The 24,771-nt window shown below is 38.0% G+C and carries 26 protein-coding genes; 4 read left to right on the forward strand and 22 right to left on the reverse strand.

The annotated features are described in order from the left end of the window. Positions 1–39: 39 nt before the first annotated feature. The 11 genes from HYG89_RS05175 to HYG89_RS05225 form a co-directional block, all read right to left on the reverse strand. Positions 40–684 (reverse strand): hypothetical protein, encoded by a 645-nt coding sequence (locus HYG89_RS05175; RefSeq protein ID WP_178866431.1) that lies wholly within the window; start codon positions 682–684, stop codon positions 40–42. 172 nt (positions 685–856) lie between these two features. Then, complete coding sequence (locus HYG89_RS05180) at positions 857–3,688, reverse strand: type IA DNA topoisomerase (RefSeq protein WP_178866433.1); 2,832 nt, start codon at positions 3,686–3,688, stop codon at positions 857–859. Positions 3,689–3,693: 5 nt separating this feature from the next. Then, on the reverse strand, positions 3,694–4,512 hold the full coding sequence (locus HYG89_RS05185) for a hypothetical protein (RefSeq protein ID WP_178866435.1): 819 nt from the start codon (positions 4,510–4,512) through the stop codon (positions 3,694–3,696). A gap of 185 nt (positions 4,513–4,697) precedes the next feature. Next, positions 4,698–5,333: a hypothetical protein gene (locus HYG89_RS05190; protein WP_178866437.1), complete on the reverse strand. Its 636-nt coding sequence runs from the start codon at positions 5,331–5,333 to the stop codon at positions 4,698–4,700. Positions 5,334–5,345: 12 nt separating this feature from the next. Then, positions 5,346–6,476, reverse strand: a complete 1,131-nt coding sequence (gene traN / locus HYG89_RS05195; RefSeq protein WP_178866439.1) for a conjugal transfer protein TraN — start codon at positions 6,474–6,476, stop codon at positions 5,346–5,348. Between the two features lie 9 nt (positions 6,477–6,485). After that, positions 6,486–7,898, reverse strand: coding sequence for a conjugal transfer protein TraN (gene traN / locus HYG89_RS05200; RefSeq protein WP_256733933.1), 1,413 nt, complete (start codon positions 7,896–7,898; stop codon positions 6,486–6,488). 62 nt (positions 7,899–7,960) lie between these two features. Beyond that, complete coding sequence (locus tag HYG89_RS05205; protein ID WP_178866443.1) at positions 7,961–9,385, reverse strand: hypothetical protein; 1,425 nt, start codon at positions 9,383–9,385, stop codon at positions 7,961–7,963. Positions 9,386–9,636: 251 nt separating this feature from the next. Continuing rightward, positions 9,637–10,167, reverse strand: coding sequence for a hypothetical protein (locus HYG89_RS05210; protein ID WP_178866445.1), 531 nt, complete (start codon positions 10,165–10,167; stop codon positions 9,637–9,639). Further along, positions 10,157–11,173 (reverse strand): hypothetical protein, encoded by a 1,017-nt coding sequence (locus HYG89_RS05215; protein ID WP_178866447.1) that lies wholly within the window; start codon positions 11,171–11,173, stop codon positions 10,157–10,159. The genes HYG89_RS05210 and HYG89_RS05215 overlap by 11 nt, the downstream gene beginning before the upstream one ends. Continuing rightward, on the reverse strand, positions 11,163–11,468 hold the full coding sequence (locus HYG89_RS05220) for a helix-turn-helix transcriptional regulator (protein WP_178866449.1): 306 nt from the start codon (positions 11,466–11,468) through the stop codon (positions 11,163–11,165). The genes HYG89_RS05215 and HYG89_RS05220 overlap by 11 nt, the downstream gene beginning before the upstream one ends. 12 nt (positions 11,469–11,480) lie before the next feature. Further along, entirely contained in the window at positions 11,481–12,584 is a 1,104-nt protein-coding gene (locus tag HYG89_RS05225; protein ID WP_178866451.1) for a hypothetical protein, read from the reverse strand. A 251-nt stretch (positions 12,585–12,835) separates the two neighbouring features. Between HYG89_RS05225 and HYG89_RS16085 the strand changes: the two genes are divergently transcribed. From HYG89_RS16085 to HYG89_RS05240, 3 genes are all read left to right on the forward strand, one after another. Then, entirely contained in the window at positions 12,836–12,961 is a 126-nt protein-coding gene (locus tag HYG89_RS16085; protein WP_178866453.1) for a YHYH domain-containing protein, read from the forward strand. Positions 12,962–12,974: 13 nt separating this feature from the next. Continuing rightward, positions 12,975–13,298, forward strand: a complete 324-nt coding sequence (locus HYG89_RS05235; protein WP_178866455.1) for a DUF4236 domain-containing protein — start codon at positions 12,975–12,977, stop codon at positions 13,296–13,298. 250 nt (positions 13,299–13,548) lie between these two features. Beyond that, positions 13,549–13,932 (forward strand): hypothetical protein, encoded by a 384-nt coding sequence (locus tag HYG89_RS05240; protein WP_178866457.1) that lies wholly within the window; start codon positions 13,549–13,551, stop codon positions 13,930–13,932. A gap of 133 nt (positions 13,933–14,065) precedes the next feature. Here HYG89_RS05240 and HYG89_RS05245 read toward each other — a convergent pair whose 3' ends face one another. The 6 genes from HYG89_RS05245 to HYG89_RS05270 form a co-directional block, all read right to left on the reverse strand. Next, on the reverse strand, positions 14,066–14,728 hold the full coding sequence (locus tag HYG89_RS05245) for a hypothetical protein (RefSeq protein WP_178866459.1): 663 nt from the start codon (positions 14,726–14,728) through the stop codon (positions 14,066–14,068). Positions 14,729–15,167: 439 nt separating this feature from the next. Further along, positions 15,168–15,668 (reverse strand): hypothetical protein, encoded by a 501-nt coding sequence (locus tag HYG89_RS05250; protein ID WP_178866461.1) that lies wholly within the window; start codon positions 15,666–15,668, stop codon positions 15,168–15,170. Between the two features lie 584 nt (positions 15,669–16,252). Beyond that, entirely contained in the window at positions 16,253–16,858 is a 606-nt protein-coding gene (locus HYG89_RS05255) for a hypothetical protein (protein WP_178866463.1), read from the reverse strand. A 468-nt stretch (positions 16,859–17,326) separates the two neighbouring features. After that, positions 17,327–17,950, reverse strand: a complete 624-nt coding sequence (locus tag HYG89_RS05260; RefSeq protein ID WP_178866465.1) for a hypothetical protein — start codon at positions 17,948–17,950, stop codon at positions 17,327–17,329. Positions 17,951–19,266: 1,316 nt separating this feature from the next. Then, positions 19,267–19,722 carry a hypothetical protein gene (locus tag HYG89_RS05265; RefSeq protein WP_178866467.1) on the reverse strand — a complete coding sequence of 152 codons (456 nt, stop codon included), beginning with the start codon at positions 19,720–19,722 and terminating at the stop codon, positions 19,267–19,269. 22 nt (positions 19,723–19,744) lie between these two features. Next, positions 19,745–20,149, reverse strand: coding sequence for a hypothetical protein (locus HYG89_RS05270; protein ID WP_178866469.1), 405 nt, complete (start codon positions 20,147–20,149; stop codon positions 19,745–19,747). A gap of 511 nt (positions 20,150–20,660) precedes the next feature. On the opposite strand from HYG89_RS05270, the gene HYG89_RS05275 reads away from it, so the two are divergent. Further along, a complete protein-coding gene (locus tag HYG89_RS05275; protein WP_178866471.1) occupies positions 20,661–21,227 on the forward strand; it encodes an H-NS family nucleoid-associated regulatory protein in 567 nt (188 codons plus the stop codon). Positions 21,228–21,601: 374 nt separating this feature from the next. Here the strand turns inward: HYG89_RS05275 and HYG89_RS05280 are convergent, their stop codons facing one another. The 5 genes from HYG89_RS05280 to HYG89_RS05300 form a co-directional block, all read right to left on the reverse strand. Continuing rightward, entirely contained in the window at positions 21,602–22,084 is a 483-nt protein-coding gene (locus HYG89_RS05280; RefSeq protein WP_178866473.1) for a DUF2726 domain-containing protein, read from the reverse strand. A gap of 18 nt (positions 22,085–22,102) precedes the next feature. Next, positions 22,103–22,288: a hypothetical protein gene (locus HYG89_RS05285; protein WP_178866475.1), complete on the reverse strand. Its 186-nt coding sequence runs from the start codon at positions 22,286–22,288 to the stop codon at positions 22,103–22,105. Positions 22,289–22,506: 218 nt separating this feature from the next. Then, positions 22,507–22,836 carry a hypothetical protein gene (locus HYG89_RS05290; RefSeq protein WP_178866477.1) on the reverse strand — a complete coding sequence of 110 codons (330 nt, stop codon included), beginning with the start codon at positions 22,834–22,836 and terminating at the stop codon, positions 22,507–22,509. Positions 22,837–22,946: 110 nt separating this feature from the next. Continuing rightward, positions 22,947–23,819 (reverse strand): surface-adhesin E family protein, encoded by an 873-nt coding sequence (locus tag HYG89_RS05295; RefSeq protein ID WP_178866479.1) that lies wholly within the window; start codon positions 23,817–23,819, stop codon positions 22,947–22,949. A gap of 156 nt (positions 23,820–23,975) precedes the next feature. Beyond that, positions 23,976–24,713: a nuclease-related domain-containing protein gene (locus HYG89_RS05300; RefSeq protein ID WP_178866481.1), complete on the reverse strand. Its 738-nt coding sequence runs from the start codon at positions 24,711–24,713 to the stop codon at positions 23,976–23,978. Positions 24,714–24,771 lie beyond the last annotated feature (58 nt).

The raw sequence follows: 24,771 nt of genomic DNA on the forward strand, positions 1-24,771 counted from the left end.
CATAGGAAAAAAAACCCTGCCGGAGCAGGGATTCTTCTTTTAGAAAATGTCATTGTTTGGTGTGTCATGATCAAAGTTAACTTGGTGGTCAATTTGATGCCCATAAGTATTATGGATCAACGAATTGTTTATATCATCTGCAACCCACGACATCAGATCATCCATTGGATTTTCAAAAGTATTATGGCCATAAACAGGTGTACCAAACCATTCAAACAATCCAAATGGAGTACCAGTAAGCTGATAACTAAGCTCTATCAGGTCATTCGGAGAACCATCACGAATACCAAAGTGATAGATACCAAACGGAGCAAAAAAAGCGAATTCATTAATATCGAATTGCTTAGGCGTTTTACGTTTCTTTTTGCTCTTTGCAGAATCAGCTAAACGCTGTGTACTCTTGGCTAGACGCGCATTGATCATTTTGCGGAGAGTGCCACGTTTAGTCGCATTTCGCTGCATTAAACGATCTTGAATTTCTTTTTGAGTCCGTCCATATACGGCTAGGAAATATTGATCCTCAGAAAAGCCATGCTTCTCAAAGTCCTCAATAGTAGGCATGGAACCATCTTTATTACGGTAAAGACCATTTTGTGACACAAAAAGGCTATTTAGCTTTGAATAATCCAAAACTACCTGATCTTTGTCAGAACTTTTTAAAAACCAGTCCATTAATAAGCCCATACGTCACCTCTTAGTCTTTGACCATATTATTTTCCATAGCTGATGATTCACCTTGAGTATAACATTCCTTAAAAAATGGTATATGGTAATTATGTAAAAGATTAAGTAATAATAATTGATAATATAAATGAATTATTATAAAGATAATAAAAAAGCCCCTTTCGGGGCTGTTTTAGATATCTTCTACTTCGGACTTTCGTAACATGCCGGACTTATTGATAAAGAAGTTATAATTTTTCTTTATGATTTCGCCCGTTTCATTTGACTCTTTCAATACGTGCATCACTGTCTCACCTTTAAACAGTTTTTTCATCTGTGCGTCTGATAAAGGTTCTTGATCTTTCATCTTAAACTGAATGTACTTGCCACAGGTATTACAAGTATAACGGAACTTTGTTTTAACATAACAACCGTTACATCCCTCAGATTTGCATTTCTGCTTAGTAGTTACGCCTTCATCTATTGAATTTACATTATCGTAAGATAGATCAACTTTTTTGGCTTCATGATTGATCTTCAATCGCGCAGAATAGGTGCTCCCTTTTTCTTTGCTGACAAAACCATCTATTTGATCGGTGATTCCTTCACAAATCAGTTGCTCAATGTTGGAATCTGTAAGGCGTTTACCATAAGTTGTAGACCAAACCATTAACTTGCATGAAGTATTTTGACATTCAACACCATTAATGGTTTTCATCATATCGGAATTACAGATCGGGCAATTATGCTTGTATTTCTCTTTCGGGAAATAGAACTTGATAACGTCCCTTCCTTCCTCGTCCAATTCCATTTTAAGGCCTGCACTGAAATGTTTAGGCTTGGCCTTGCCTACAGCTTTTTTAGCAAATCCGTCAATTACACCAGTTTGTTTGTTTTTAATGAGAACTGCTAAATCTTCATTTGATAATGTCTTTTGGGCTACGACCCGTTGAACCTTGAAGCTGCATGAGCTACAAGCAATAAATCGTGGTTCAATAGTTAGCTGTGATTTGCATTTAGGACAGTCTGCACCATCAAAACCTCGGACCGGAATATTGGCATGAGCATTTTGCAACTTCTTAATGAAGTCTGTCACAATTTCATGGGTGTGGCGCATGAAAGATACGGCTTTCCCCGCATCCTTTCTAACTTCTTCCAAGCCCATTTCAAGATCGGCAGTAAATTCCGGCGTAATCAGGTTCATGATCTTATTTTCTTCTAAGAAGGAGATCACTTTCATACCGTAGTCTGTTGGATATATTTCTTTCGATCTGCCGCGTTCTTCTAACATGGCCTTTTTCGGATGGCCACCCGATGAAACAGTTGCATGTAATTCATCAATGATAGTTGCCCGTGTTGCCGGTGTACCAATACCACATGATTTTAGAGCTTCTTTCTGATCCCCTTTCAATGTGCGTGAAATATTCTTCATGGTATTGAGAAGTGAACCGTTATTGAAACGGGATGGTGGAGTGGTCTTTTTAGCTAAAGGTTTGATGTCCTGTACTTCAACATCTGATTCGCCATTGACGGAAGGTAAAATTGTATCGCCTTTTTTAGAACCGGACTCATCATCCTTGGCAACTATCTTCCATCCAATTTTAACTATTTCCTCACCTACTGAACGGAAAGCATGAGTTCCAATAAAGGTAAATCGTTCAGTCTCGTTGTATTCTTGAGCCGGTAAGAATGCTTCTTTAAAGCGTCTTACAATCAGATGGTAAATTTTCTTGGCGTTGGCATTGCCTTCCAAATTAGGAATTACGCCTGTAGGAATAATTGCAAAGTGATCCGTGATCTTGTTGTCATCAAAGATATGCTTTCCTACTTCACCAACACGCTCAAGGGCTTCATTGGCATATTCAGAAACAGCTGAGTTATGTTTGGCTTCCGCAAGTTTTCCAAAGATTTTGCGACATTCATTTGGGTAGTCACTTGGTAAATGAGTGGACTCAGTACGTGGGTATGTTACTGCCTGATGCTTTTCATACAACTCTTGGACGATATCAAGTGTTTGCTTACTGCTAAATTTATAGAGTTTGTTTGCTAGTACCTGAATGCCTGCTAAGTCAAACAAGTGAGGTGCATTTCGCTTACGAAGTGTTTTGTTTTCAATAATTTTTGAGATCGATTTCCAGTTAGCGCCGTCTTTACATTCAGCGATTACCTGTTTCATTACCGCTTCGTCTTTAAATCGGTACAGAGAGTTGGATTCGTTTGATTCTTCTGATTTGCCTTCTTGATCAGCATTTGTAACAGCATCAGGTTTTGTAGCGCGTTTCTTTTGAAGCTCTTGGAAATTTACCCATTTACCAAGATAGTCTGATCCGGCAGTTTTAGCTTTAAAATTGGCTTCAATTTCCCAAAACTTTTCCGGCACAAAATTCAGGATTTCACGTTCACGAAAAACCACCATTGCTAGAACAGCAGTTTTAACACGACCGATCTCGGTCACTTGAGCCAAATCTTCCTTTTTGGCCATAACCGATGTAGCGGCAATGGAACCATTCAGGCCAACACACCAATCCATCTTAGAACGACAAAATGCCGACTGGTTTAAACCTTCGTATTTGTCAGCTGACGTAATATTATTATAGGCTTCGATCAGACCTGCATCGGTCATTGAGTTGATCCACATGCGCTTTAAAGGCTTTTCAGTTCCCGTCTTTAGATAAATAAGACGGCCAATGAATTCACCCTCCCTTCCCGCGTCACACGCATTCACCACTTCGGTGACATTATTGTTGTCTACAAGCTTCTTAATGCTATCAAATTGCTCCTGATAGCCGTCTGAGTTAATGATTCTGAGCTGCCACTCATCATCTGTAGGCAAGATCGGTAATCTGTTGATGTCATTGGTTGTTGGGTGATATAGCTCTACTAAATGACCAAAAGCCCAAGTGATAATGCAGTCTTTCTTATTGCTCAAAAACTTCTTGGAATCTGCCATCACAAAGCCGCCTAAAGCTTTAGCGATTGCTTTACCAACAGAAGGTTTTTCTGCAATGATTAATTTCATACCCATGTTTTCTAATCACCTAATTCTTCTAAATTTGCAGTAATACCCTTGTCTGTATAGCTCTCACTATAAAGACGAAGAACCCTGCCATCATCAGATCGAAGCCAATATCCGAATTCACGACCAAACCAGTCGTAAGTTATTGGCTCTCCCATGAAGATGCTTTTTTTAACAAAACGGTTATTCACGAAAAGCATTTCTTGGCTTTTACGCGGTCGTTTTGTCATGATTTCAGTGAACATCAAATCGTAAAAACACATGATGTCGTTGATCGTACGTCCAAAACGTAAGTGTTCAGGGAAATATTCGATTTTGAACATGCGTAATCTTCTATATTTTGAGATATACCACATGCCAGTTAGTAGATCGCCGTCACCAAGATAGGCAGCTACCGGAATGAAAGCTTGTTTGATGTCGTCCGTACATTTGTCACAATCAAAAACTATAATGGGTAAAAAAGAAAAGCGTTTACCGAAAGTCTTTAAAACACCAAATGAATCTCGGAATTTAGTATCTTCAAAATGGACTTTAATCGTAGTTGGATGCTGTTTGGCATCCTTCTTTTTCTCAATGTTGTCGCGCTTGGCATCACGGATTTCTAAATTGATTTGAGCACGTTTATTTTTAACGACTGCAAAATACTGATTTTTGTTCTTTAAAAAATATAGCGCTACCCGTTTCAACTCCCCGTGCATGAAATACATGCGGGTCAATGTTGTACGGTACTCATTTATATCAGTGATTTTTTGCGGATAGAACGGGAACGTGCAGACTAAATCTGTACCTTGGAAAAGACCGAATGCACATCCCACAAAAATTGCATTAGACAAATCTACTCCTGAGTCGTCTATTTCAATATTTGAATCTTTTAATTGATTCTTATAATCCTGATATTGAGTGAGCATAATCTTTAATTAAAGAATTTTTAAATTAAAATTATTATAAGCATAAAATATCATTTTTGAAACATTACATTATATAAAATAAAAAGACCGACAAATGCGGTCTTTATAAGTTAATCAGTTTCGGCATTACTCCGGCACTGGTAGTTCTTAATGTCATGCCAATAATCGATCAGCCTTTCCAAGCCATGTGTATTGCGCATCGGAACCTTTGTCACAGTGATGCGTGTCAAAACATCTACACACTGAGATATTTCCACCTTCTGCGTATCATCATCTGTATAGGTTTTTTCCGGATAGACTTTGACAATCGATGTGCTTACATAAACCTTGCCGCCGCGACTATGAGTAAATTCCATTATTTCCTTTGCCTTTGTTCCTACTAACTCAGCGTGAAGGCTTTGCTTGTAGAAATACTGGATACGGCTCAGATCAGCAACTTCCTCAATTGTTTTCGGTGGCTGCGGAACCTTGAAGTCTTGTTCATGCACGAATCCGCTTGAGGTGTATTTGATTTTCTCTTTACTTTTATACCATTGAGCTAAGGTCGGGCTAAACATTTCTGCATAAAGTGGTTTTTCGCCACCCTTTTGCTGACTGAAAGCCAAATCCTGTGGGTTCTCTTTCATCAACTGCGCTACGGTATAGCCTTTACGGGTGTCTACCAGTGTATTCTGCTTCTCAGCAGAATACACTTGAGTAACTGATAATACGGATAATAAACCGATCAATAAGTTACGTTTTTTCATCGACTTATCTCCTTAATTACCAACACCGTAACGATCAATAATGGCCTGTTTAGCTTGGTCTACTTCAACTTGATTAACAGGCGGTTTCTCAGCAGTTTGAACAGCTTTCGGTGTATTCTGAGCAGTTTCATCTTTAACCGTACGAGCTGTCTTGTCTGCGCGTGTCTTTCCATCAGTCGGTTGATTGAATACATCGTATGGGTTGTCAGATGACAGAATCTTAGTACCTATGTCGTCACCATATTCACTAGCGTTAGTCCAAGTCGCGTCTAAACGCTTTGAATTTCGCTGTTCCCAATAATCTCCATTCTTCGCGACATTCATTTTCGCATTCTGCGTAATTTCATCTACGAATTCTGATAGGTCCATTTTGGCAATATCGATTTTATTGAATTCATCTAAAGTGAAGCCTTCACATCTTGGATTTTGAGCGCTTCCCCAACCCATTGTGCCAAGTTGCTTGCGACCTTCTACGTTGATAATACGTGCCAGTTTTGAGTTAAAGCAGCAGTATGATTTTTTCTTAGTCCGACAAAGTTTTATAAAACCTATTTTAACTTTTTTTGAACAGTATTGCCCAACGCTTACACATAGGTTTGCACCTCGGCGGTATGCTAAACTCTTTTCTTCCTCCGACATTTCAGATTTGCAAGTAAAGAAGGCCTGAATAAAACCAATAGCCTGTTGAGCCGCAAAACTTGATGGGGAGAACATTAAACTTGCAGCATCCCCACCATTGATTTTTGCCCCTGATCTGTTGGGAACTTGCCCTGCCGGTGGTGGTGCAGGCGGTTCTTCCGCATCTTCTTCTGCCAAGTTACCACGGCAGTCAGTGAATAGCAGAGCATCTTGACGGCTACAGGTTTGCGAAAGTGCCTGTTGGCACTGGTCGCCGGTCATGCCATCCGTACAAATACGTGCTGTATAATCAGGTTTTGGACCCTGACATACTGGATAATTTTGACCATCCGGTAATGCGCATTTCGTATTGATGGCTGCTTCACATTCTGCAACCGACATTGATGTAGTACAAATTTCTGCATTGTAGTCTGTTGCTGCATGTACTGGTGTTGTAAATACCATGCCTGACAAGCTAATAGAGAAAAGCCCCAAGGCAATTTTAAATTTGTTGGTCGTTTTCATTAAATCACCTTAGTCATCAGGGGTTGTGTTATTTGGAGAATTTGCATAATTGCCAAATGTTTTCTGATCGCCAGTAGATGTACCTGAATCAGACCATCCATAACCCATTACGGTTACGGTCGAAGCACCGCCCATTGCCAAACCTTGCTTCCCTGCTTCTGTATCTTTCATAGCACCAGTACCTTGAAGCATGTACGCTGCTTCATTAGGTTTATACAGTGCGTCATAGGTATAAGGGTTTGAACCACTCTGAACATAATCTTCTTGATATGAAGTATTAGGGTCAGCATATTTCTGCTCTACATTTTCGTAGAGATTATTGAAGGTATTTGCATTGGTCGGAGTTACCTGTTGACCTTTAGAGTCTGTTGCTACAGGGGCTTTCACCTCACAGCAGGCAGCCATAGCGCCAAAACCGCGCATTGAACGACACTTGTTGGTTATACCACTGAATAGACGCATATTTGCAGGGTCAAAATAAGTACCCGCCTGACGGCCAAGTTCAAGCAATGCAAGGATAAACGGCATATCTTCATCCGGTTTATCGCGTTCATCTTCTGTTATATAGCAGTCATTACCAACACAAGTCTGAACCGGCTTACAAAGCAATTTTCTACGTCTATTTTCTTCTTCAAATTCTGCCCGTTCAGCAGCGGTCATTGAGTTAATATCTACTGGCTTGGTACACCGTGTTTTTGTCTCATACAGGACACAGCCATTAAATACTTTGCCATTTACGTTAAATTCACGTTCTTCGATACACTCTTTAGATACGATTTCACAAGAGCCACCATTTACAGGTGTTTCTTGACATTTACTGCGATCTTCACGGAAATCGAAACAGGTACGTTTAGTCTCCCAATTCCAACAATCACGGGATACTTCTACACCGCTAATCATTTTTGATCCCGCGCCTTCTGTGCAGACAAGGTTTTCAACACACCTCATGCTGTCCGGTAAATTTGGAATAATTGGTCGGGGTAAAGGAATTCCTTCACAGCCGCCTTCCGAGAACTGAAAATTTGCTTCAATACGACCTTCTTTCGGAATGTTATTTAGCAGCCGAACTTCCAGTGTATTTGTCCCTTTTACAAAATAGTTTTTCAACTCCATGTTGGCATCAAAACCGCCATATCCATTTTGATGTCCATTGAATATGACATTGCCATTCACATAGATGATCATGTCATCGTCATAGCGTACGCGGCGTAATGTCATTTTTACGAATCGTGGATCAACTACATCAAATGTGAAAGTCCAACGTGCATCTGTGTAATTTTCTTTTCCATACCATGAAAAACCAAACGTATTTTCTGTTTTATAAACTGAAACTGGACGATCCTGACGGGTAACTTTAAAGGTGTCGTTGATTGAAGTTGTATAAGTACACTTTAATCCATCAGCTGCGTACGCCTGTCCCATGGAAAACAGTACACTTGCTCCAATTAGAGTTCGTATCAAATATTTAGAAATCTTCTTTTTCATTATTGAAGCTCCATGTTTTGAATTGAGCAAGTTTTCACCCATGACTCTTTACATTGGCAAGCGTTATAACTAGAAGGATCAATGGCAACATTAAAACTAGCAGCTGCCGGACCCGCCCAGTTAATGAGTCGAACATGGAATGTATTTAATCCAAGTCGGATTTTGGGACTCATATCTATGTTTGGATAAACAGATATATTACCGCCTGTTTGACCGGAGTACACATCCAAGTTATTTAATTTGATTTCCAATCGGTTATCGATCTGAGCATAGGTCAAAGTCATTTTTACCTTATCCGGATTATTCACCATGAATGTGAAATACCAGTCGGTAGTAGAGCCGCCATCACTCCACTTTTCTGCCATAGAGAAACTGGCATCTGTAGCTTTGAAAGATGGAGCCTTACGTGTTGAATTTGGAGCGAGTTTTATTGAGCCTTTTAAAAGGCCTGAAACGCATTCAGGTAAATCACGATCACCTTTAGCGTTTGTGCCACATTCAATAGTAAGTTTCTGATTACAAACCTGTTGTCTGCCTACCCCTTTCGATTGACAAGTGCTATTCGAGTATTCCTGACTCATTGGAGTTATTTCACACGCATAACTTTGCTGATTCGCTGTGGTCGTGGTACTAGCAGTTGTATTGACGTTGATAACCTTGTTATTTGTGTTTTTGTTGGTAGTAGCACCTTTAGCAACAAAATCACGCAGAGGATCAGATTTTGTGAAACCTGATGTCGCGGCATTATCATTAGAAAGAGCTACAGTCCGGACTGATAAACACTGAACATCGTTATACAGATAGTAGCTATCATCCGTTGGTTTACTGCCTGCCGGACGGTTAGGATTAGGTTCCAAGCATTTATAACGTAATGCTTCGCCTTGAGTATTTGATAATTTATTGGTGTTGTATGTGCCTGTCAGATTTGTAGATGTGTCTTTTGTATTTACACCGGTAGAATCCACACCATTAATGCCAATTCCCTTCAATTGTTCAGGGGTCAGGGTTTTACTGGTAGAGCCGTATGTCTCACTCAATAGTTCTTGTTGCGCCGCGATATCGCGGGTTTTTCCATAATTTGTATTTGGAGTCTGGTCAATACTGGTATAACCCATTTGTTTCTGAGTTGATGCCGGTACATTCAGCCCATTGCCTTTGTTTAAAGAACGTGCGTCATTAGAACCACTCACAACATTACTGTTCTGACCGTAGCCTGCATTCGTTGTATTAGTTGGATTAGTTTCACAGTCCTTATTATTGCCATACGCTGAACCACAGTTGATCACAGCTTGGATGTCTACACCCACCTGTTTTGTAGTTAATTCCGTATCGTAGTTGTACTGAGATATATCAGCCAAGGCTTCCATAGATGGCGCTGCGCTCATTGAAATACACAGGGCAAGTAATGTTCTTTTTGTAAACATATCTACAAACCAATAATAATATCGTTAAAGTTTAATTATAAATTAGAAAAATACAAATGTTTTGCTAACATTAATTAATTAATAATGTAAAGCATTTATATAACATTAATAATTATAATTTTAAGTATTCGTTAATGAGTTATTAATCTTGTGGTTTTACCTAAATTTTAGACAAAAAAAGACCGCTTTCACAGCAGTCATTTTTTTGGATTAGTGGTTAAGCATCTGATTAATTGAACAAATTCTGTTTTCTACAGGCTAACTTCACCATTAATAATACCAAGTGCATGATAATAGGTTTGTAGAGATTCCTGATCAAGCACAACGTCCATCAAATCCATATCACATGCAAGTTTTGGATAAGTGGCTTTGATCTTGTCAACTGCGTACTGAGTTAGATACTCGGTCGGCAGATTAAACAATACTTTAACGCCCTGATTGAACAGACAATCAAAGTAATCATCATCAAGATATTCACGCTCTCCACCGCCATCTAAAATCAATGGTGCTATACCCTTTTCAATTGCGATATGTGGGTATTGGTATTTGATAGTCGTGATTGCGTAATCTGTCATTGATTCTTGGGGAATCATTTTAATGTATTGCTCACCCGCATCAAAAACCAATTCAAGGATTGCATCGTCAATGATCTCAGACGGAACGAAACGAATTGCCTTGGGATTGTTTTCTACAGCTGCCAAGCATAATTCATAAGAACGCCCTTCACGCTTGACGAATTTCAGTAGAATACCATCCTCACGAATTAAATCTTCATGCTTCATTCACACTCTCCTTTTCCAATTGCATTCGTTGAGTTGCGAGACTGGAATTATTCAGTTTTGCTTTTCTTCGAGTGATAAAGATACGCACCTGATCACTTTGCTCATTCGCAGGAATATGATCGCAAAGGGATTCATTTTGTTGAAGAACTAACTCCCACAATTTGCCATCAGATTTTAAATGTGATGGTGTGGCATAAATATTATGTGGGTCATTCTTGATTGCTTGAATCGCCATTTCTTTATCAATGGTGAACATTGGTAAATAGCGGTAATGTTCAGGACGTTTTTTAAAGATAACTTTGGCCAGTGGTTTACGCACTAATTCTGCATCAAAACGCACGGTCGGATTTTGGAAGCACTCAAGATTTGCCATCAGCTCCAAGACTTTCGCATCTTCATACACTTTCTCAGGAAAATACTGAATCATGGTGTAGTCTTTTTCCATGGCTTTCAGGCAAATCTTTTTAGTACGATCTTGCATAGTCATAAATCGAAGAATAATCGGATTATCTTCAACTAGGCCTTCAAGCACCTTGGTATCACGTTGAGTAATATCAATCCGGTTAACATAGCTTGGTGTATGACGTAGAAGATTATTGACGTATTCCTGATCTTGCAGATTTTCCGGCACAAACTCATGGGCCTTCGGATTCGCCTTAACCGCCGCATTACAAATTGCACTATTCAGTGCAAAAGGTGGAATGTCTTGGATAGTCATACCATCCAGTTCCACCATTTTTATATAGTGTTCAGTTTTGATATTACGCTTTGGTATATGCTCAATTGCTTTGGAGTTATCAAGCATCAAGCGCAAAATGAGGTTATCTGAAAGTGTCTTGCTATCAATCAGGTCGTAACAGGTATCATCCCGTGATAATGCTTCAAACAGTACATCATCAGTTACCAAATGTTCAGGCAAACTGATAATAATAGACGGTTCCTCGCGGACAACGGCAATCGCTTCTTCTTCACTGTTTACACTATAAAATCCGGTATCAAAACTCATTGTTATTATCCTTACCTATTGGTGCTGCTAAATCTACAGAGATTTTTCCCATAAGACCTAGATGGTGTGCAATTAATAAGAGCTTACCCAAATTATTATCAGAAGTACAAGATAGATAATATCCAATCGTACTTTTGCTAATACCGGAATCTTTAGATAGTTGCCGGTAACTGATATTGTTTTCAACCATATAATTGTTAATGAAATCAGCAATTTCAAGCTGTAAGCCAATCAAGTGCTTGTCGATTTCCTCAATGTCTAATGTTGAGTTCATTTGAGTGTTGCTGTTAGTCATGCTTGCCGCCACTTATTTGTATGAACTATAGAATTTCCCCAAGTTTTCAATAACTTTAGGCAAGTTCTTTTCGTTTAATTTATCTTCCCAACCTAAAACTGAGTTATGCAAAGCCTGAATAAACATACTTGAACGTAAACGGTCTGATGCTCCTGATTGGTCATTTACCCAATCAAAGATATTTTTAGGAATACTGAAATTGCATGACTTCGCGCGGCTTTGTGGCAAGAATCCAATAAGAGTCGGATAATATACAAACTCATTTTTGATGAATGGATCATAAACGTAGAGCTTGTAGGCATGACGATATGTATCAATATTCTGAGTGAAAAGCTGTTCCAGTTTATGCAAAGCAAAATTTAAAGGCAGCTTATCTTCACGTAGAACATGCGAATCTCGCGATACAGCTTTTATGACATAACGCATATTGTTGTATTCGCGCAAATCTTTCATATATTCGACTTTGTGGCGATAGCGTTTTTTCAATTCAACGATGAATTTATTGATCAGATCAGGATCACAAGCATCTTCACCGGAAATCTCTGTCAAAGCATCGACATAATCATTCCAATTAGCTGTTACCACTGGTAATCCCTTGCGGCCCTTCTTGTTATAATGGCGCTTAATGTAACTATCTGATAATAGCGCGTCCACGATATTTTCGTGGTCATACGACTTCATCCATGTGTTTTGGCCAAATTCATTAATCAAAGCTAATGAAAGAACAGCCCCTTTACTTACATTTAACTTATCAGTGATTTTTTCCAGTGACTCAATTAATACGGTAGGTATGCGTACTGGAATAAACACATTTGTATCAGATCGGGTTAGCGAATCACTATAAGCATGGCAATTAAACCAATAAGGTTTAGCCTGTAGCTTGCTTGGAGAAATGAATAGCTCCATCCCTGCCTGATAGCTGTAATAAGACACATAAAACTGATCTTCTGAATTCTCAATCAAATAGTTGATTAGTTCTACAATCTTGTTATCAGGAAGATTGTGAACAGCAAAAAAATAATCAGCTTTACGGCTATAAAAACGAACAACCGATTCTATAGTGTATTTGAACTTTAGTTCTTTTAGTAAATCTGACTTATGGTAAAGCGGAGTCATTATCTTCCCACTGACAATCAAATATTTGGTATATGGTAACATTTACAAAGAAGTTAGTCTATACAATTAGAGTGGTATATGTTTTTGCTGTGTAGTTTAAAAGGTATAATGATTATTAGATAAGTAGAACCTGATCAAATTCTTTCATATAAAAGGTTAGGCCGCCGTTTTTATATAGGATAAGGTCTATATCCTTTATTTTTTAAATGCTATATAGTCCATGAAAAATAAACACGGTAAATGGCGGTTAGGTGAAAAAAATTGCAGTTGTATTGGTACTTTCACTATTAACAACATCCTTGTACGCCCATGGCGGCAGAACGGATAAAAATGGCTGTCATAAAGAAGCCAAAACCGGTGAACGTCACTGTCATTAATTAGGGGTAAAATATGGGTTGGAATTTTAGAAAAAGCATCAAGATCGCTCCAAATGTTCGCCTAAACATAGGTAAAAAGGGTATTTCAGGTGTTTCAGTCGGTGGTAAAGGCCTGCGTTTTGGTATAGGCCGCAAAGGAACACGCACATCTGTTTCTATCCCGAAAACTGGTCTTTCATATAGCACTTTTAGGTCATATAAGAAAAACCGTCCTGCCAATCAGCAAACTGGATCAGACAATACCAATTTTAGTCCGGATCAACCTAAATCTAATACAGTAGTCACATGGATCATTATCTTTATCCTGATCTTTCTTTTCTTCTCGATCTTCGGATAAGTCCTCACCAGTATTCAGTTTAAACGCCGTGGGCAGCTACACCTAGCTGCCCCGTTATTTATCCCTTCCTTTTTGTCTAAAAGACAATTCGTACAATTGATTCCAATTTTCGTATTCTGTAGGATGTGTCTTGAAAGTTCACATTTTTTTGAGCTTCAACCTGTATTAATTTCTTTTTAACAAAAAGCTTAGACACGGTTGAGTTCAAGTGAATTCTTCCGTAGTCCGAGCGTCAATCGGAGTAAATATCATGTTTAAAAATGCAGTTATTGTCGTTGTACTATTTACGTTGCTTGTCCTTAGTGTCGAGTTCATGAGTACCTCTGACAGCATCTTTCCTATTCTAGGAATGGCTTGTGCGTTAGGTGTTTGTGCTTACGCTGCGATTACACTGTACTTGCGTTACTCAAAAATCGATATCCTTACGCTTAAAGGTTATACGACTTTCTTGTTTTCCGTAGTATTAATCGCAGTTGCAGGCAGTCTTTTTCTTCATGGGGTTGTGATTTTCGATTATGAGAATTTTAACCCTACTGAATGGAAAAGCGTTCTCGACCATTTCAAAGTTTCAGCTCTATCATTAGTCGTTGCATTTGATGTTTTGACTTATGGTACTACTGGAATTGATTCATAAAGTCTATTGAATCGTATTCTTAGACCACACTTAAAAAAACCACATTGATTTTATCTTTGTGGTTTTTTTCTTTGTGTTTATGCCAAAACTTCTGTTTTGGATTTGACGTAATCCATTATTGAGTAGACATACGTTATTTCATTAGATCGCGGAACCGGTATACAGAATACAGGGATTCACCATTACTGCACTGGTACTCGACTTTGATTTGACCTTTACCGTTTTCCAAAGGACGCAGGCTGACAGAAACGGAATTGTTCAGGTATTTAACATCATCTGAATTCACGTTCTTGCGTACGATGATCGGTTGCAGATCGGCATTGTATTTAATCTGATGATTGACCAGTACACATCCCTGATCCTTGAGCTGTTTATATTCGGCATTTGCCTTGATCATAGGGTCGTCTTGAATATTGGCTTTTTCTAGTTGTGAGATCACGTAGGTACTGGATAAAACAAGCAGTACGATCAGAACACCAAGACCGGTGAATAGGAATTTACGCTGTTTAGATTTTTGCTCTTTAGTGAGGGTCTGTTGTTTACTGGTGATATGCAAGTTGCGGTAATACACTAAACAATAAGCACCAAAGTAAAAGATGCAGGCCAATACCAGTGAGCCATACATAAAGATATGCTGAGAGAACAGCCAATCACCCAATTCAAGCGCATACGGAAAAATCGGGTCATAAAAGAAATAGACCATCAGAAACAGGAATGCCAAGGCTTTCATAACATAGATCATGTTATTAAAACGCTGTTCATCCATTGTCCGGATACGTTGAATGATTTTATCCAAGAAATAGCTCCGCAGATGGGATAAAACAAGGCGCTAAATGTAGAACCGGTGAATAAAAAATAAAGTAAAAACTGAGCATTATCCAGTCAAAATCCATCAAACCGATGAACTAACGCCGTAATAACAAACAATTAAAAAGGCCTACAAGGGTTACTTGTAGACCCATTGTGCAAACAGCACACTTACAAAATTTTGGATCAAACAAAAATGCTTGAACCAAAGCAAATACTAGCACATGCCTAATTGGGTGATATGCAGCTGAAAAAGCTGATCGGTTACAGAATGCGCGATAAATCACATAAAAATTAAAAAGGTCCACTACTGCTAGTGAGCCTGTCGTACAAATGAATGTACCTACATTTAATAAAATTTAACTTACGCCAAAAGCTTTAACAAAAAGAATATTAGTACAGCAAAAATAACGCCTTTATGTTGCTTATCATCGAGCTAGTAAGAAAAAGATCATCATGCCGCATAATGACAACTGCCCTAGAAGCACGGATACAATGGTCAGCCTGCCATAATTGCTGATTTTATCTAAACGGGCATTCTGATCCTGAGCGTTGTGCATATTCCCTTGATGGAAAATATGATGACGGAATTTATGATTGTAGATTAATGTCGCCGTATTAAAGAATATGGTCGGAACCAGTACATAGATCGCCAATTGCTTACCATAAGCGATTTGAGCAATAGTCTTACTTGGCGCACCGTAGATCAGTCCGATAATGCCGACTACACATAGCATCGTGAATACCATGAATGAACAAGATAACTGGATTTTGAAAATTCGTCCGGCATACTTGTAAACCAAGCTGCGCATTTCTTTACTATGCCCGATTAGCAGCTCATGGTTGCCGCTTTGAAAACATCTAAACTCTTTATAGTAACTCGCTATAAAAAACATCATAAGAATAGCTACTAACAAAATTTCAGGCATATATCCAACTCAAAACAGTTATAGAAACAGATCATAATTGACATCAAAATCAGCTGTATTCTACGGCGCACTTCATGGCCTGAACAAAGCTAATCGGTTGATGGGTTGATATAGGAAATTCCCCGATTGTCAGCCGCGACTGGCTCTCACTGGCCACAACTACCCTCATTAGAGAATAATAGAAAATATGGCAAAAACCACGTATCAAAATGGCCACATTACCATCATGCTTCATCAGATTTTCCAAGTACCTTTTATAACGCTTTTGAACGGTATAATGGTCCTTATCAAAAAGATCAAGGATGGCCCAAAATAAATCTTTTCAGTATTCCTTTGCTAATTCTTCAAAAATCTGAATATCTGTAGTCGCTATAATAAAACCTGACATTCAATAATGATGTACTACCATCTAATAATAAATTGATTGGTTAAGTCCATGAGAAAGGCATAATCCAAACCAATATTGAACAGACGACATCTGTATTTATAACTGTGAATTTAGGTAACTGTATAAGGGATATAGAAATCCATAAAAAAACCGCAACAGCCGAGCGCCGTAGCGGTTTTTCTGTCCGGATCAAAGATTAAAGCTGATCATCTTCTTTAATCGCAATCTTAGGTAAAACCACATCACGGACAAATTCAACAAACGCTGTGAAGGCTTGAACAAGGGTTTGGTCGGTCAGTGGCTCACCTTCCATATCCCCGCCGCCGTAGCTATCTACATACTGCAAGATTGAATTAATATCTGCTCTGAACACTTTAAGGAAAAAAGTCAGTACCGGTGCAACCTCTTTACCTTCTACGGCGTTAATCAGTGAAGTCCAAGTAAAGGCGGTGAAATCTACATAAGTCGGATCATCTTCCTGATCCAGTTCTTGCCATTCATCCAAGGCATCTGCATATAGGCTTTCAAGCGTATCCACGATTGACGGAATATCCAGTAACCCTTCCTCTGCCACCCATGGCAAGCGCCCAAGCGTAATGGTGATTTCGGAACCACGCTGATAACACACATGGCATAGTCCACGCATTAAAATTGCCGTACGGTTATAGACATGGCCATCCGGATCATAACTTTCAGTGAAGGTGAAGTTCTTGGAATAGAGTAAATCGTGAATCCCCAAAAAGAAGTCATAATTAACAACTGAATCAATAAAATCTTTTAGTTCTGCTTGTGTAGTGCTCATGAGTAATCCGAGAAATAAAAAGCGCTTATTGCATCAAACATGAAACACAAAAAGATGTCCACTGGAAATTTACAAAACTCAAAACACATTCTGACAAACAGCATTGTCACAAATAAACTGGATTGCTATATTTTGGCCTTACAAGCGAACTCATAGTTTTGGTAAACATTGTTTAGCTTGTTTTGTTGGTTTTTGAAAAGCCCACTGTCACTACTACAGTGGGCTTTTCTTTTTCTATTCCATGATCCGCTACGGCGTATAAATAAGCTGTCATGGGATAGACTGCATGAATGAATAATGGCAAAGGATAAAGATAAGGTGCAAGGGAAACAAAGATCGTGGAAAAAAGTTGTTGTGGCTTTTGCCCCTTTAACCCTAGTAATCATCATACTGGCCAACATTCCTAAACCCCCACCAATACATCGAGCATTTGGCTCCTATTCAAAAAGCGATTTTTCTTTGTCCGGATCAGGAATTAGCGCTGACATCTTCCTGAATAGATATTTTAGGAATCACCACGGTATTCACAAATTCCACAAAACTGATGAAGGCCTGCTCAAGTGTTTCGTCTGTAATAACGTCCGCTTCAAAATTAAAGAACATCACACCATCCCTATACTCTATGAAGTAATCATTTAACTGCATGAAAATTTTCATAAAGTGGTTCAGGATCGGATAAATATCTACACGTTTACCACTAGCAGCAGCTTGAGAAACTTTGCTCCATTGGAACATTGTGAATGAATATTCAAGCGGCTCACCTTCCTCTATTTCTTCCCACTCATCCAAGGCATCCTCATACATGCCGATCAGGTTGTCACCTAATGACGGAATATCAGCGATCCCTAAATAATTCTCGACTTCCACCCTCCCAAGGACAAACAGGTAATCATCTTCCCCCCAAAATGAAAATGGAAAGATATAGCCCAAATTATTCAAAAGGATAGCCATACGGCTTTCAACAACACCTTCCTGAGAATAGTTTTCACAATTGCTAAACTTTTTTGAATATAAATGATCAAGCACACCAATCATGAAGTCACTATCGTCCATGTCTTGAAGAAAAGCCATTAATTCAGCTTGAGTAGTCATTATGTTGATCCATAAGTGGTTATGTATTTCCAAGTAAATAGATTAAAAAAATCAGCTTGTCCACGGAAAATAAACAGCATGTAAAAATAAACCCGTTTTTATAGAAAATAGTATGCCAAATGGGGTTATAACTTTTTGGGCTTGGGATCACCAAGCCTGATCTATGAAACAAATTGGCCACGGCGATTGGGACTGAACTGGAATAGATGCAGAAATTAAAAAGGCCCATTCTCTATGGGCCTGTCGTACAAGTGAATGCACCTTTTTTTTAGGGGATTAAGTCTTTGCATAAAGATTTAACTGACGCGATACTAACACATAAAAATGAAAGACTTATAAATTTTTTCTGAATAGACAACCACAAGATATCCGCTTTTCCAAATCCCGCAGCAACCGGACGGCGCTAAATTTTGCCGCCGCGAGAAATTTGCCGGCAATCACTGGCTCCCCCTGAACAACAATTTTTTGGTACTGGCCATAGCAGCCGGAATCTGACCTCAAGACGGCGCAGATTCCGCAATAGCACCCTCTGAATACAGTTTTTTTATAGGACGCTAAATTGTTTTGTGCAAATCAATCCTAGACAGCATAAGATAGGCAGCCCTTTCAAGGATGAAAACGAGTGCCAAACCAACGGAAATTTTTAATTGAACAATCCACTAAACAGGGAAGGGAAAGGAAAAAAATAGCCTAAGCAGCTTTAACACCCTAATAGGGTCGGCATAGTCCACTATATATTCCCATAATAGATACCTATATTTTAATCCCCTGAAAAATCCCGCCGTGCTGCCCCCTCTCCTATCCTCTATAGCAAGCTATTTATTCCTTCTATAGATTCCTATAGTTTTTCCTAATCGTGCGCTATACCCCAAAATATAGAGAACTATAATACCCCCTCATAGAAACCTAGATTGGCCCATATAGAAACCTAGATTGACCCATATAGAAATCTATATTGGACCAAATAGAGAACCAATTTTCTTATATAGGTCACTATAAAGAGCAAAGAATACCCTGCCCCAAGAGGTAAAACAGGAAAAGTTTTGGTAAAGAAGTTATAAAGGAAAAGGAACGTCTAGGCGGTTTTTGAGCCTAAATAGGTATCTATATGCGGGGTTTAACAGAGGGATAGAGTCGCTTAGGCTATTTAGTAGGAGGTAAAAAGAGGGAAATTCAAGGAAATGAGCCTAAAAGGAAGGAGGTCGGAAAGGCCCAAAAATGAGCCTAGACGGAGCCGAAATGCGGGGAATAGAATGGGTAGATTCGCTTAGGCTATTTAAAGAAGCCTATTCACCAAAGATAAATTGCGCATCCTATTATGCGTTATGAAAATTTAGTTTCTCTATCGCGGCATTTTCAAATGCGAGTTTAGCATCTGTATCCATATCTTCATCCCATACTGGCAAATCATCAAACATTACTTTAATCGCTTCACCTATAAAGGCCCCATATAAAACAGAATCGCTAAATGGATAAACCTTAAACTTCATTTGCAATACAGAATCAGGAAGCGTGTCTATCAACTGATCTACGGATTCAGATATTTGCATTTCTTCCTTACAAGGCCCGTCTATAATATTCCCCGCCACCAAATAATAAGAATATGCGTCAATATTTTCTTCAAGCCGAGAATCTTCATCCAAGTTCAATGAAAGAAAATAAAATTTCATTGTAGGATCGTCAGGTACATGGATACACCCCAATAAACAGGTTTTCCGATCATCATAGAATTTATTATCTAAAGACCATTCAAACGCTTCTCTGATTTTCATAATGTAATCTCAATTCCTAATGCTATAAACCTACCAAAATTAGTTTTGGCTTTTTATTCAGTTGATCTACAAATTTTATAGCTAGATTTCTCATTTCATCTGACACAATATGATTGTACTTCTTAAAACATTGTTCAAATTCAAATGGATTTTTCTGATCTTTATTCACCCTGATGCCAAGTGTTGCTCTCTCATCACCTAGATATACTTTAAAGACTAGATATTCGCCCGACATAACTTGCCAATTAAATACGGTTTTGACTTTTCCATTTGACTGAACAACAACCCGTTCCTTCAATATGCGATTCATGCCTGTAGTAACATGGTTTATCAATTTTGATAGATCGGGAGAATGTGGGCCTTTATCAATCAGCTGATTAATTTTTATAGCGTATTCTTCGCTAATTGTAGAACTGGACTCAAGCATATCTCATCCTATCATGTGGTGTTATATAGTAATTATAAGTCATCATACTTACTCCAATTGAGTATTTGTAGATTTTTTACATGGCCCTCAACATTCACTGTTCTTAATCGATCAGGATAGACTGAACTATAGCGATTATGGATTCGATTTTAGATAATCATTTTGATCATTTACTTATTCCAGTTGTCAAAAGTAAACTGGATTATAGCGATCCTAGAAGCCTTGTCTGTCCAAGTTTTTAGGCCAATTTGATAATAAAACACATAATCTGATGTTTATTTTAAAAACAAAAAAATTGTACGATCCATACTCAATTCATTTCTTAAACGCTTATTTAATAAAAATCGCTGCTCATAATACCGATATTATTATCAAAATTTAATGAATTTTGTTAAATCATTTCCCTAATGTTTGATTTATACTAAATATTATAGTAATTTTGAACCAAGATTTTAGTTTCTAACAGATATAATGTTTAAGAAAACCGAAAGGTTTTTTGAGGTCTAATAAAATGAGCAAAAATACTGCTACTATTGATATTGAGCAAATTGGCGATATCAAAACTTATCTTCAAGGTCGTAGTACCGAAGAAATTGAAGGCATTATTAATAATTTGCATCTAGCTCTTGACGAAAAGAAACGCGAGAATGTACGCGAAATTTATGAAAAGCTAGTTACTGATATCTCTGCTCTTGGTTATGAGACTATTCATGACTTTATTAGTGCAGCTGAAAATTACGGCATCATTAAATCTAACCGTGCTCCACGCCGTCCTATTCCAATTCGCTACCGCAGCAACGTCAATCCGGAAGATACTTGGACTGGTCGTGGCAAACAGCCTAAATGGTTACAAGCCCTTATTCAGCAAGGTCATAAGATTGAAGAATTTGAGGTTTCTCAAGAAGAAATCGAAGCTGCTGAACGTGCTTATGCAGACCAAGAAGAAAAAGATACTAAACAGGTTGCCAAAAAGCCTAAAACATCTAAAAAGCCTGCAACTGAACAACCAAAAGAAGAACCGGCTCCTACTGAGGAAACCGCTTCTGTTGAAGCAGAACCATCTGAGCCAAATGCTTAATATCTGCTTTTAAAAACATCTGTTTTATATCCCGTAGTCAATGCGGGATTTTTTTTGTCTAAAAATACTTTTAGATGTTATTTAGGATAATATAACAAACAAGATTTATTCAAAATAAATAAATCAAAAAAACTTGGCCAAAGTTAGTAGCGTCATGTCTAGCTATGAGTTTTCACTTTTCATGAATCAACTGGTGTTTTGGCAGAAATCTAAAAATTCACAGTATGAGTTTATGGTCCAATTGCCATTCCGATTGATGAAACACTACATGACTCACCTTTTCAGCCACCCTCGTTCAAACACAGTACCTTCTACCCAATTGAACTGATGAAAAAAACCCTCAAATGAGGGCTTTTTTATGATCCACGAAATCATTATCTATTCACGACTTTCAGAGCCGGCTGCACTAGATAGCCTAGCTTCTCTTGAATCTGATTCATATTTGGCTGACTTGAGAATCGGACTACTTGATAACCCGCTTTTGCACATAGATCGTCACGATACTTATCCTGTTTCTCGCGATTACGGTGACTATTATCATCCAGTTCTATTATGCAGATAATTTCGTAATTCTGATCCAGTACAACAAAGTCAGCAAATTTTCTATTGAAGGTGTTGCGAGTGCCATAATCTTTCGTAGTCATAAATGCACTGAAAGCTACTTGTGAAAATATCGTATAGGTCGGTAAGAACTCTTTAAGTTTTTCGTACAGATTAATCTCATTAGCCGATAACATTCTTTTGCCAGTGATCTCATCTTTATAATGGCTTTTTTTACCTTTACTATCATCTTTTAGAAAACTAACGATGACCAAAAAGATTACGACTAGCAGAACACCGCCAATAATTATACCCATGACTAACTCTCTTAATTTTTATGCTCGATAGGATTGATGCTGTTTATATTTTTTTATAAATATAAAACCAAAGCAACCGCCGTCTGTTAATTTAATACGGTAGAGTAGCATTTCAGCAACGATCCCCGTAAAATTATTTTTAAGGTGATTCAATCTCGCCGTAATCACTTTTAATGGTATCGTGAAATCTTCTGTCATTTTCACCAAGTCGAACACTCCCTATTTTTATGGGCCAAGTTTAACCTAATAGCTGCGGGATCGAGTGAAAAACACCTGATCAATCGGGTTTAAATTCCATGAAATCTTTCATTTTTTCTTGTGCACAGCCTTTGTAATGAAAAGTCAGTAAATAGTTGTTTTTGGCAGATTCTAAGAATTTTTCAGTTTAGAAGAATGGCGTTTTTTTTCAATATAGTTGTAAATTAGCCTTTCCAAATTGGTAAAACTTCTTGATTAGGTTTCTTGAAAAACATACCAAAATTCCAAGTTCCTTTAATTTGTCGCCAACAACAATAAGTTAAGAAATCTTCACTACGTTCACCAATTATCCAATTACCCCAACCAACTTCTAAGACATCATCGGAGAAGCTACTAAATGCAACACCTATCGCTAAATCGCCCCAGTGTGCTAGTTCAGGGTGTGATTCACGTAGTTGAGCAATATCTTTTCTGTCTTGTTCACTCCATTCGCCATGATCTGAACCATGTCCTTTAACCACAAAAATTTCAGGATCAAATGTAAAATTTGACATTTTTATATCTCTGCTTAGTTTACAACTGTATTGTTAAAGTTTAGGACCTTAATTAATGTCCAGTTTATGTTTATATAGGCAAGTCACAACATTCATTCGATACAATCCTTTTAGTTGATATGGCTTGCCAGTTTGATTTCACACACATAATTCTGCACTTTCCCGTTTAATTTCTCAGGATCGGCAAAGATAAATTTGATCTCTTTTGAACTGAATCGTTGTTCACTAATCCGTTTATTGTTCTTGTCGAATAAGGATACATATAGTCTGGCCATCGTATCTTTGGAACAGTCACCCACATTTTGAGAAACGATATACTGCCCTGTAGTGAAATCAGCATTAGTGTCCGTTATGGATTCAAGTCGCATAAAGTAAGTTGCCATTTTGGTACGGCTGTTATATTTGATGTTGTCCGGCTGCACATAAACTTTGGCTTTGTCATTTTTGGCGATATAAAGCCAATCTTTTCCCTCAAAGCGATAAAGCTTGGTTCCATCCGTGTTTTCTTCTACTGGACTTACTTTCGGAATGACTAGATCAGACGGCGCTACTTCTTCTGCTACTGGTGTGAGGATTGGATACTTGGCTCCAATTTCACAAGCGTATAGATGGCCTTTGCCTTTTGGTGAATTGAGATTAACTTTTTTAGGCTGCAAGGACTGATAAGTGACATCGGAATTACGGACCAGTACATTGCCTGCATCCAGTACCTTAACTGACACAACTGCTTGGGTATTATTAGAACAGTCGTCAACCACATGAGCGATTAACTTGAAGTTGTTTAATAAAGTTGGATTGAGATCATTTTTTGAAACAATAACATTGGTGTATTCAACCGTGCTGTTTCTATTAGGATTAACTAATATACTGCGCTTATCCACGAACATTTGTGTATTCGCATTATCATCGACCAAGTACCAATCACTAGCTTGAGCAGCCATAGAATGTACGAATGCCAAGCCTAATAGAGTCAATTTCTTCATGGTTGATCCAAAAACATATTGGTTTTAATAAACAATAATGAATTGTAAATATTATATTAAAATAAAGAATTAATAAATTACATATAATATTAAAAAATAATTCTCTTTCATATCAAATACAAATTGAATATAGGTTTCTAATGTAACCTTGGTCTGCTATCCCATAAGATAGACCACAAATACAGCGCCAATCACTAAAGTTGCCCCAATGACTGCCACGGCGTTCCTATTTGATTTCTTAGATTTAAAGCCCTTCACGTATTCAATATGCTTCTTATTTACTTCATCGTCCTGTTCCAAGCGATTTCTTTCAACAATGTCTTTAAAGTAGTCGATGCGATCCTGAGTAAACGGCTTGGCTGAACTCCACCAAATGCGAAAAGCAAATCCGGTTCCACGTTCAATAGCCGCTTTGCCGAATAACGGTTTGATTGAACCATGTAACTTGGCATTACCCACATTCGTGACAATACCGGTCATTTCATTCATAGGCACTTTTAATAGCTGTGCCAAATGCTTTAAATGACCCAAATTCTGCATTAAAGGGTTATAGATTTGATTTTTCTTCTTGATGTTGTTGGTATGTGTCCAATAAGGTTTATCTACATCCCCATGGATTGCGCCGTTGAGGTATTTAGTCTCAATTACAAAGATGCCCTTAGTTGATAAAATTAAATGGTCGATCTGTGTAGTGCGGCCTGATTTGGTTGGCAAAGTAATGTCATGGTAGACATAATTCTTGTTCTTTCGCTCTATCCAAAAATTCAAAGACTTAGCGACAATTTTCTCGCCTTCCTTCCCTCTTTTCTTTTTCATGTAATTCGTTTTGAGAATTCCAATTAGAAAGAATATTAGTGCCAAACTCAAAACCATTAAGAAAGTAATAATATCCATTTAATAAAACCTTTGAATAGTAATTATAATTATAATACCAAAATGATTCTTTAATGTT

Origin of the sequence: Acinetobacter sp. SwsAc5 (assembly GCF_013391485.1) — a bacterium.
Taxonomy (GTDB): Bacteria; Pseudomonadota; Gammaproteobacteria; order Pseudomonadales; family Moraxellaceae; genus Acinetobacter; species Acinetobacter towneri.

Coding starts and splice junctions, on each gene's coding strand:
- HYG89_RS05220 (WP_178866449.1), bottom strand. CDS start 11,468: ATGACTAACAGCAACACTCAAATGAACTCAACATTAGACATTGAGGAA.
- HYG89_RS05270 (WP_178866469.1), bottom strand. CDS start 20,149: ATGCTTGAGTCCAGTTCTACAATTAGCGAAGAATACGCTATAAAAATT.
- traN (WP_256733933.1), bottom strand. CDS start 7,898: ATGGGACAGGCGTACGCAGCTGATGGATTAAAGTGTACTTATACAACT.
- HYG89_RS05210 (WP_178866445.1), bottom strand. CDS start 10,167: ATGAAGCATGAAGATTTAATTCGTGAGGATGGTATTCTACTGAAATTC.
- HYG89_RS05250 (WP_178866461.1), bottom strand. CDS start 15,668: ATGCCTGAAATTTTGTTAGTAGCTATTCTTATGATGTTTTTTATAGCG.
- HYG89_RS05275 (WP_178866471.1), top strand. CDS start 20,661: ATGAGCAAAAATACTGCTACTATTGATATTGAGCAAATTGGCGATATC.
- HYG89_RS05265 (WP_178866467.1), bottom strand. CDS start 19,722: ATGAAAATCAGAGAAGCGTTTGAATGGTCTTTAGATAATAAATTCTAT.
- HYG89_RS05300 (WP_178866481.1), bottom strand. CDS start 24,713: ATGGATATTATTACTTTCTTAATGGTTTTGAGTTTGGCACTAATATTC.
- HYG89_RS05180 (WP_178866433.1), bottom strand. CDS start 3,688: ATGGGTATGAAATTAATCATTGCAGAAAAACCTTCTGTTGGTAAAGCA.
- HYG89_RS05235 (WP_178866455.1), top strand. CDS start 12,975: ATGGGTTGGAATTTTAGAAAAAGCATCAAGATCGCTCCAAATGTTCGC.
- HYG89_RS05290 (WP_178866477.1), bottom strand. CDS start 22,836: ATGTCAAATTTTACATTTGATCCTGAAATTTTTGTGGTTAAAGGACAT.
- HYG89_RS05260 (WP_178866465.1), bottom strand. CDS start 17,950: ATGACTACTCAAGCTGAATTAATGGCTTTTCTTCAAGACATGGACGAT.
- HYG89_RS05295 (WP_178866479.1), bottom strand. CDS start 23,819: ATGAAGAAATTGACTCTATTAGGCTTGGCATTCGTACATTCTATGGCT.
- traN (WP_178866439.1), bottom strand. CDS start 6,476: ATGAAAACGACCAACAAATTTAAAATTGCCTTGGGGCTTTTCTCTATT.
- HYG89_RS05215 (WP_178866447.1), bottom strand. CDS start 11,173: ATGAGTTTTGATACCGGATTTTATAGTGTAAACAGTGAAGAAGAAGCG.
- HYG89_RS05190 (WP_178866437.1), bottom strand. CDS start 5,333: ATGAAAAAACGTAACTTATTGATCGGTTTATTATCCGTATTATCAGTT.
- HYG89_RS05175 (WP_178866431.1), bottom strand. CDS start 684: ATGGGCTTATTAATGGACTGGTTTTTAAAAAGTTCTGACAAAGATCAG.
- HYG89_RS05240 (WP_178866457.1), top strand. CDS start 13,549: ATGTTTAAAAATGCAGTTATTGTCGTTGTACTATTTACGTTGCTTGTC.
- HYG89_RS05255 (WP_178866463.1), bottom strand. CDS start 16,858: ATGAGCACTACACAAGCAGAACTAAAAGATTTTATTGATTCAGTTGTT.
- HYG89_RS05205 (WP_178866443.1), bottom strand. CDS start 9,385: ATGTTTACAAAAAGAACATTACTTGCCCTGTGTATTTCAATGAGCGCA.
- HYG89_RS05225 (WP_178866451.1), bottom strand. CDS start 12,584: ATGACTCCGCTTTACCATAAGTCAGATTTACTAAAAGAACTAAAGTTC.
- HYG89_RS05280 (WP_178866473.1), bottom strand. CDS start 22,084: ATGGGTATAATTATTGGCGGTGTTCTGCTAGTCGTAATCTTTTTGGTC.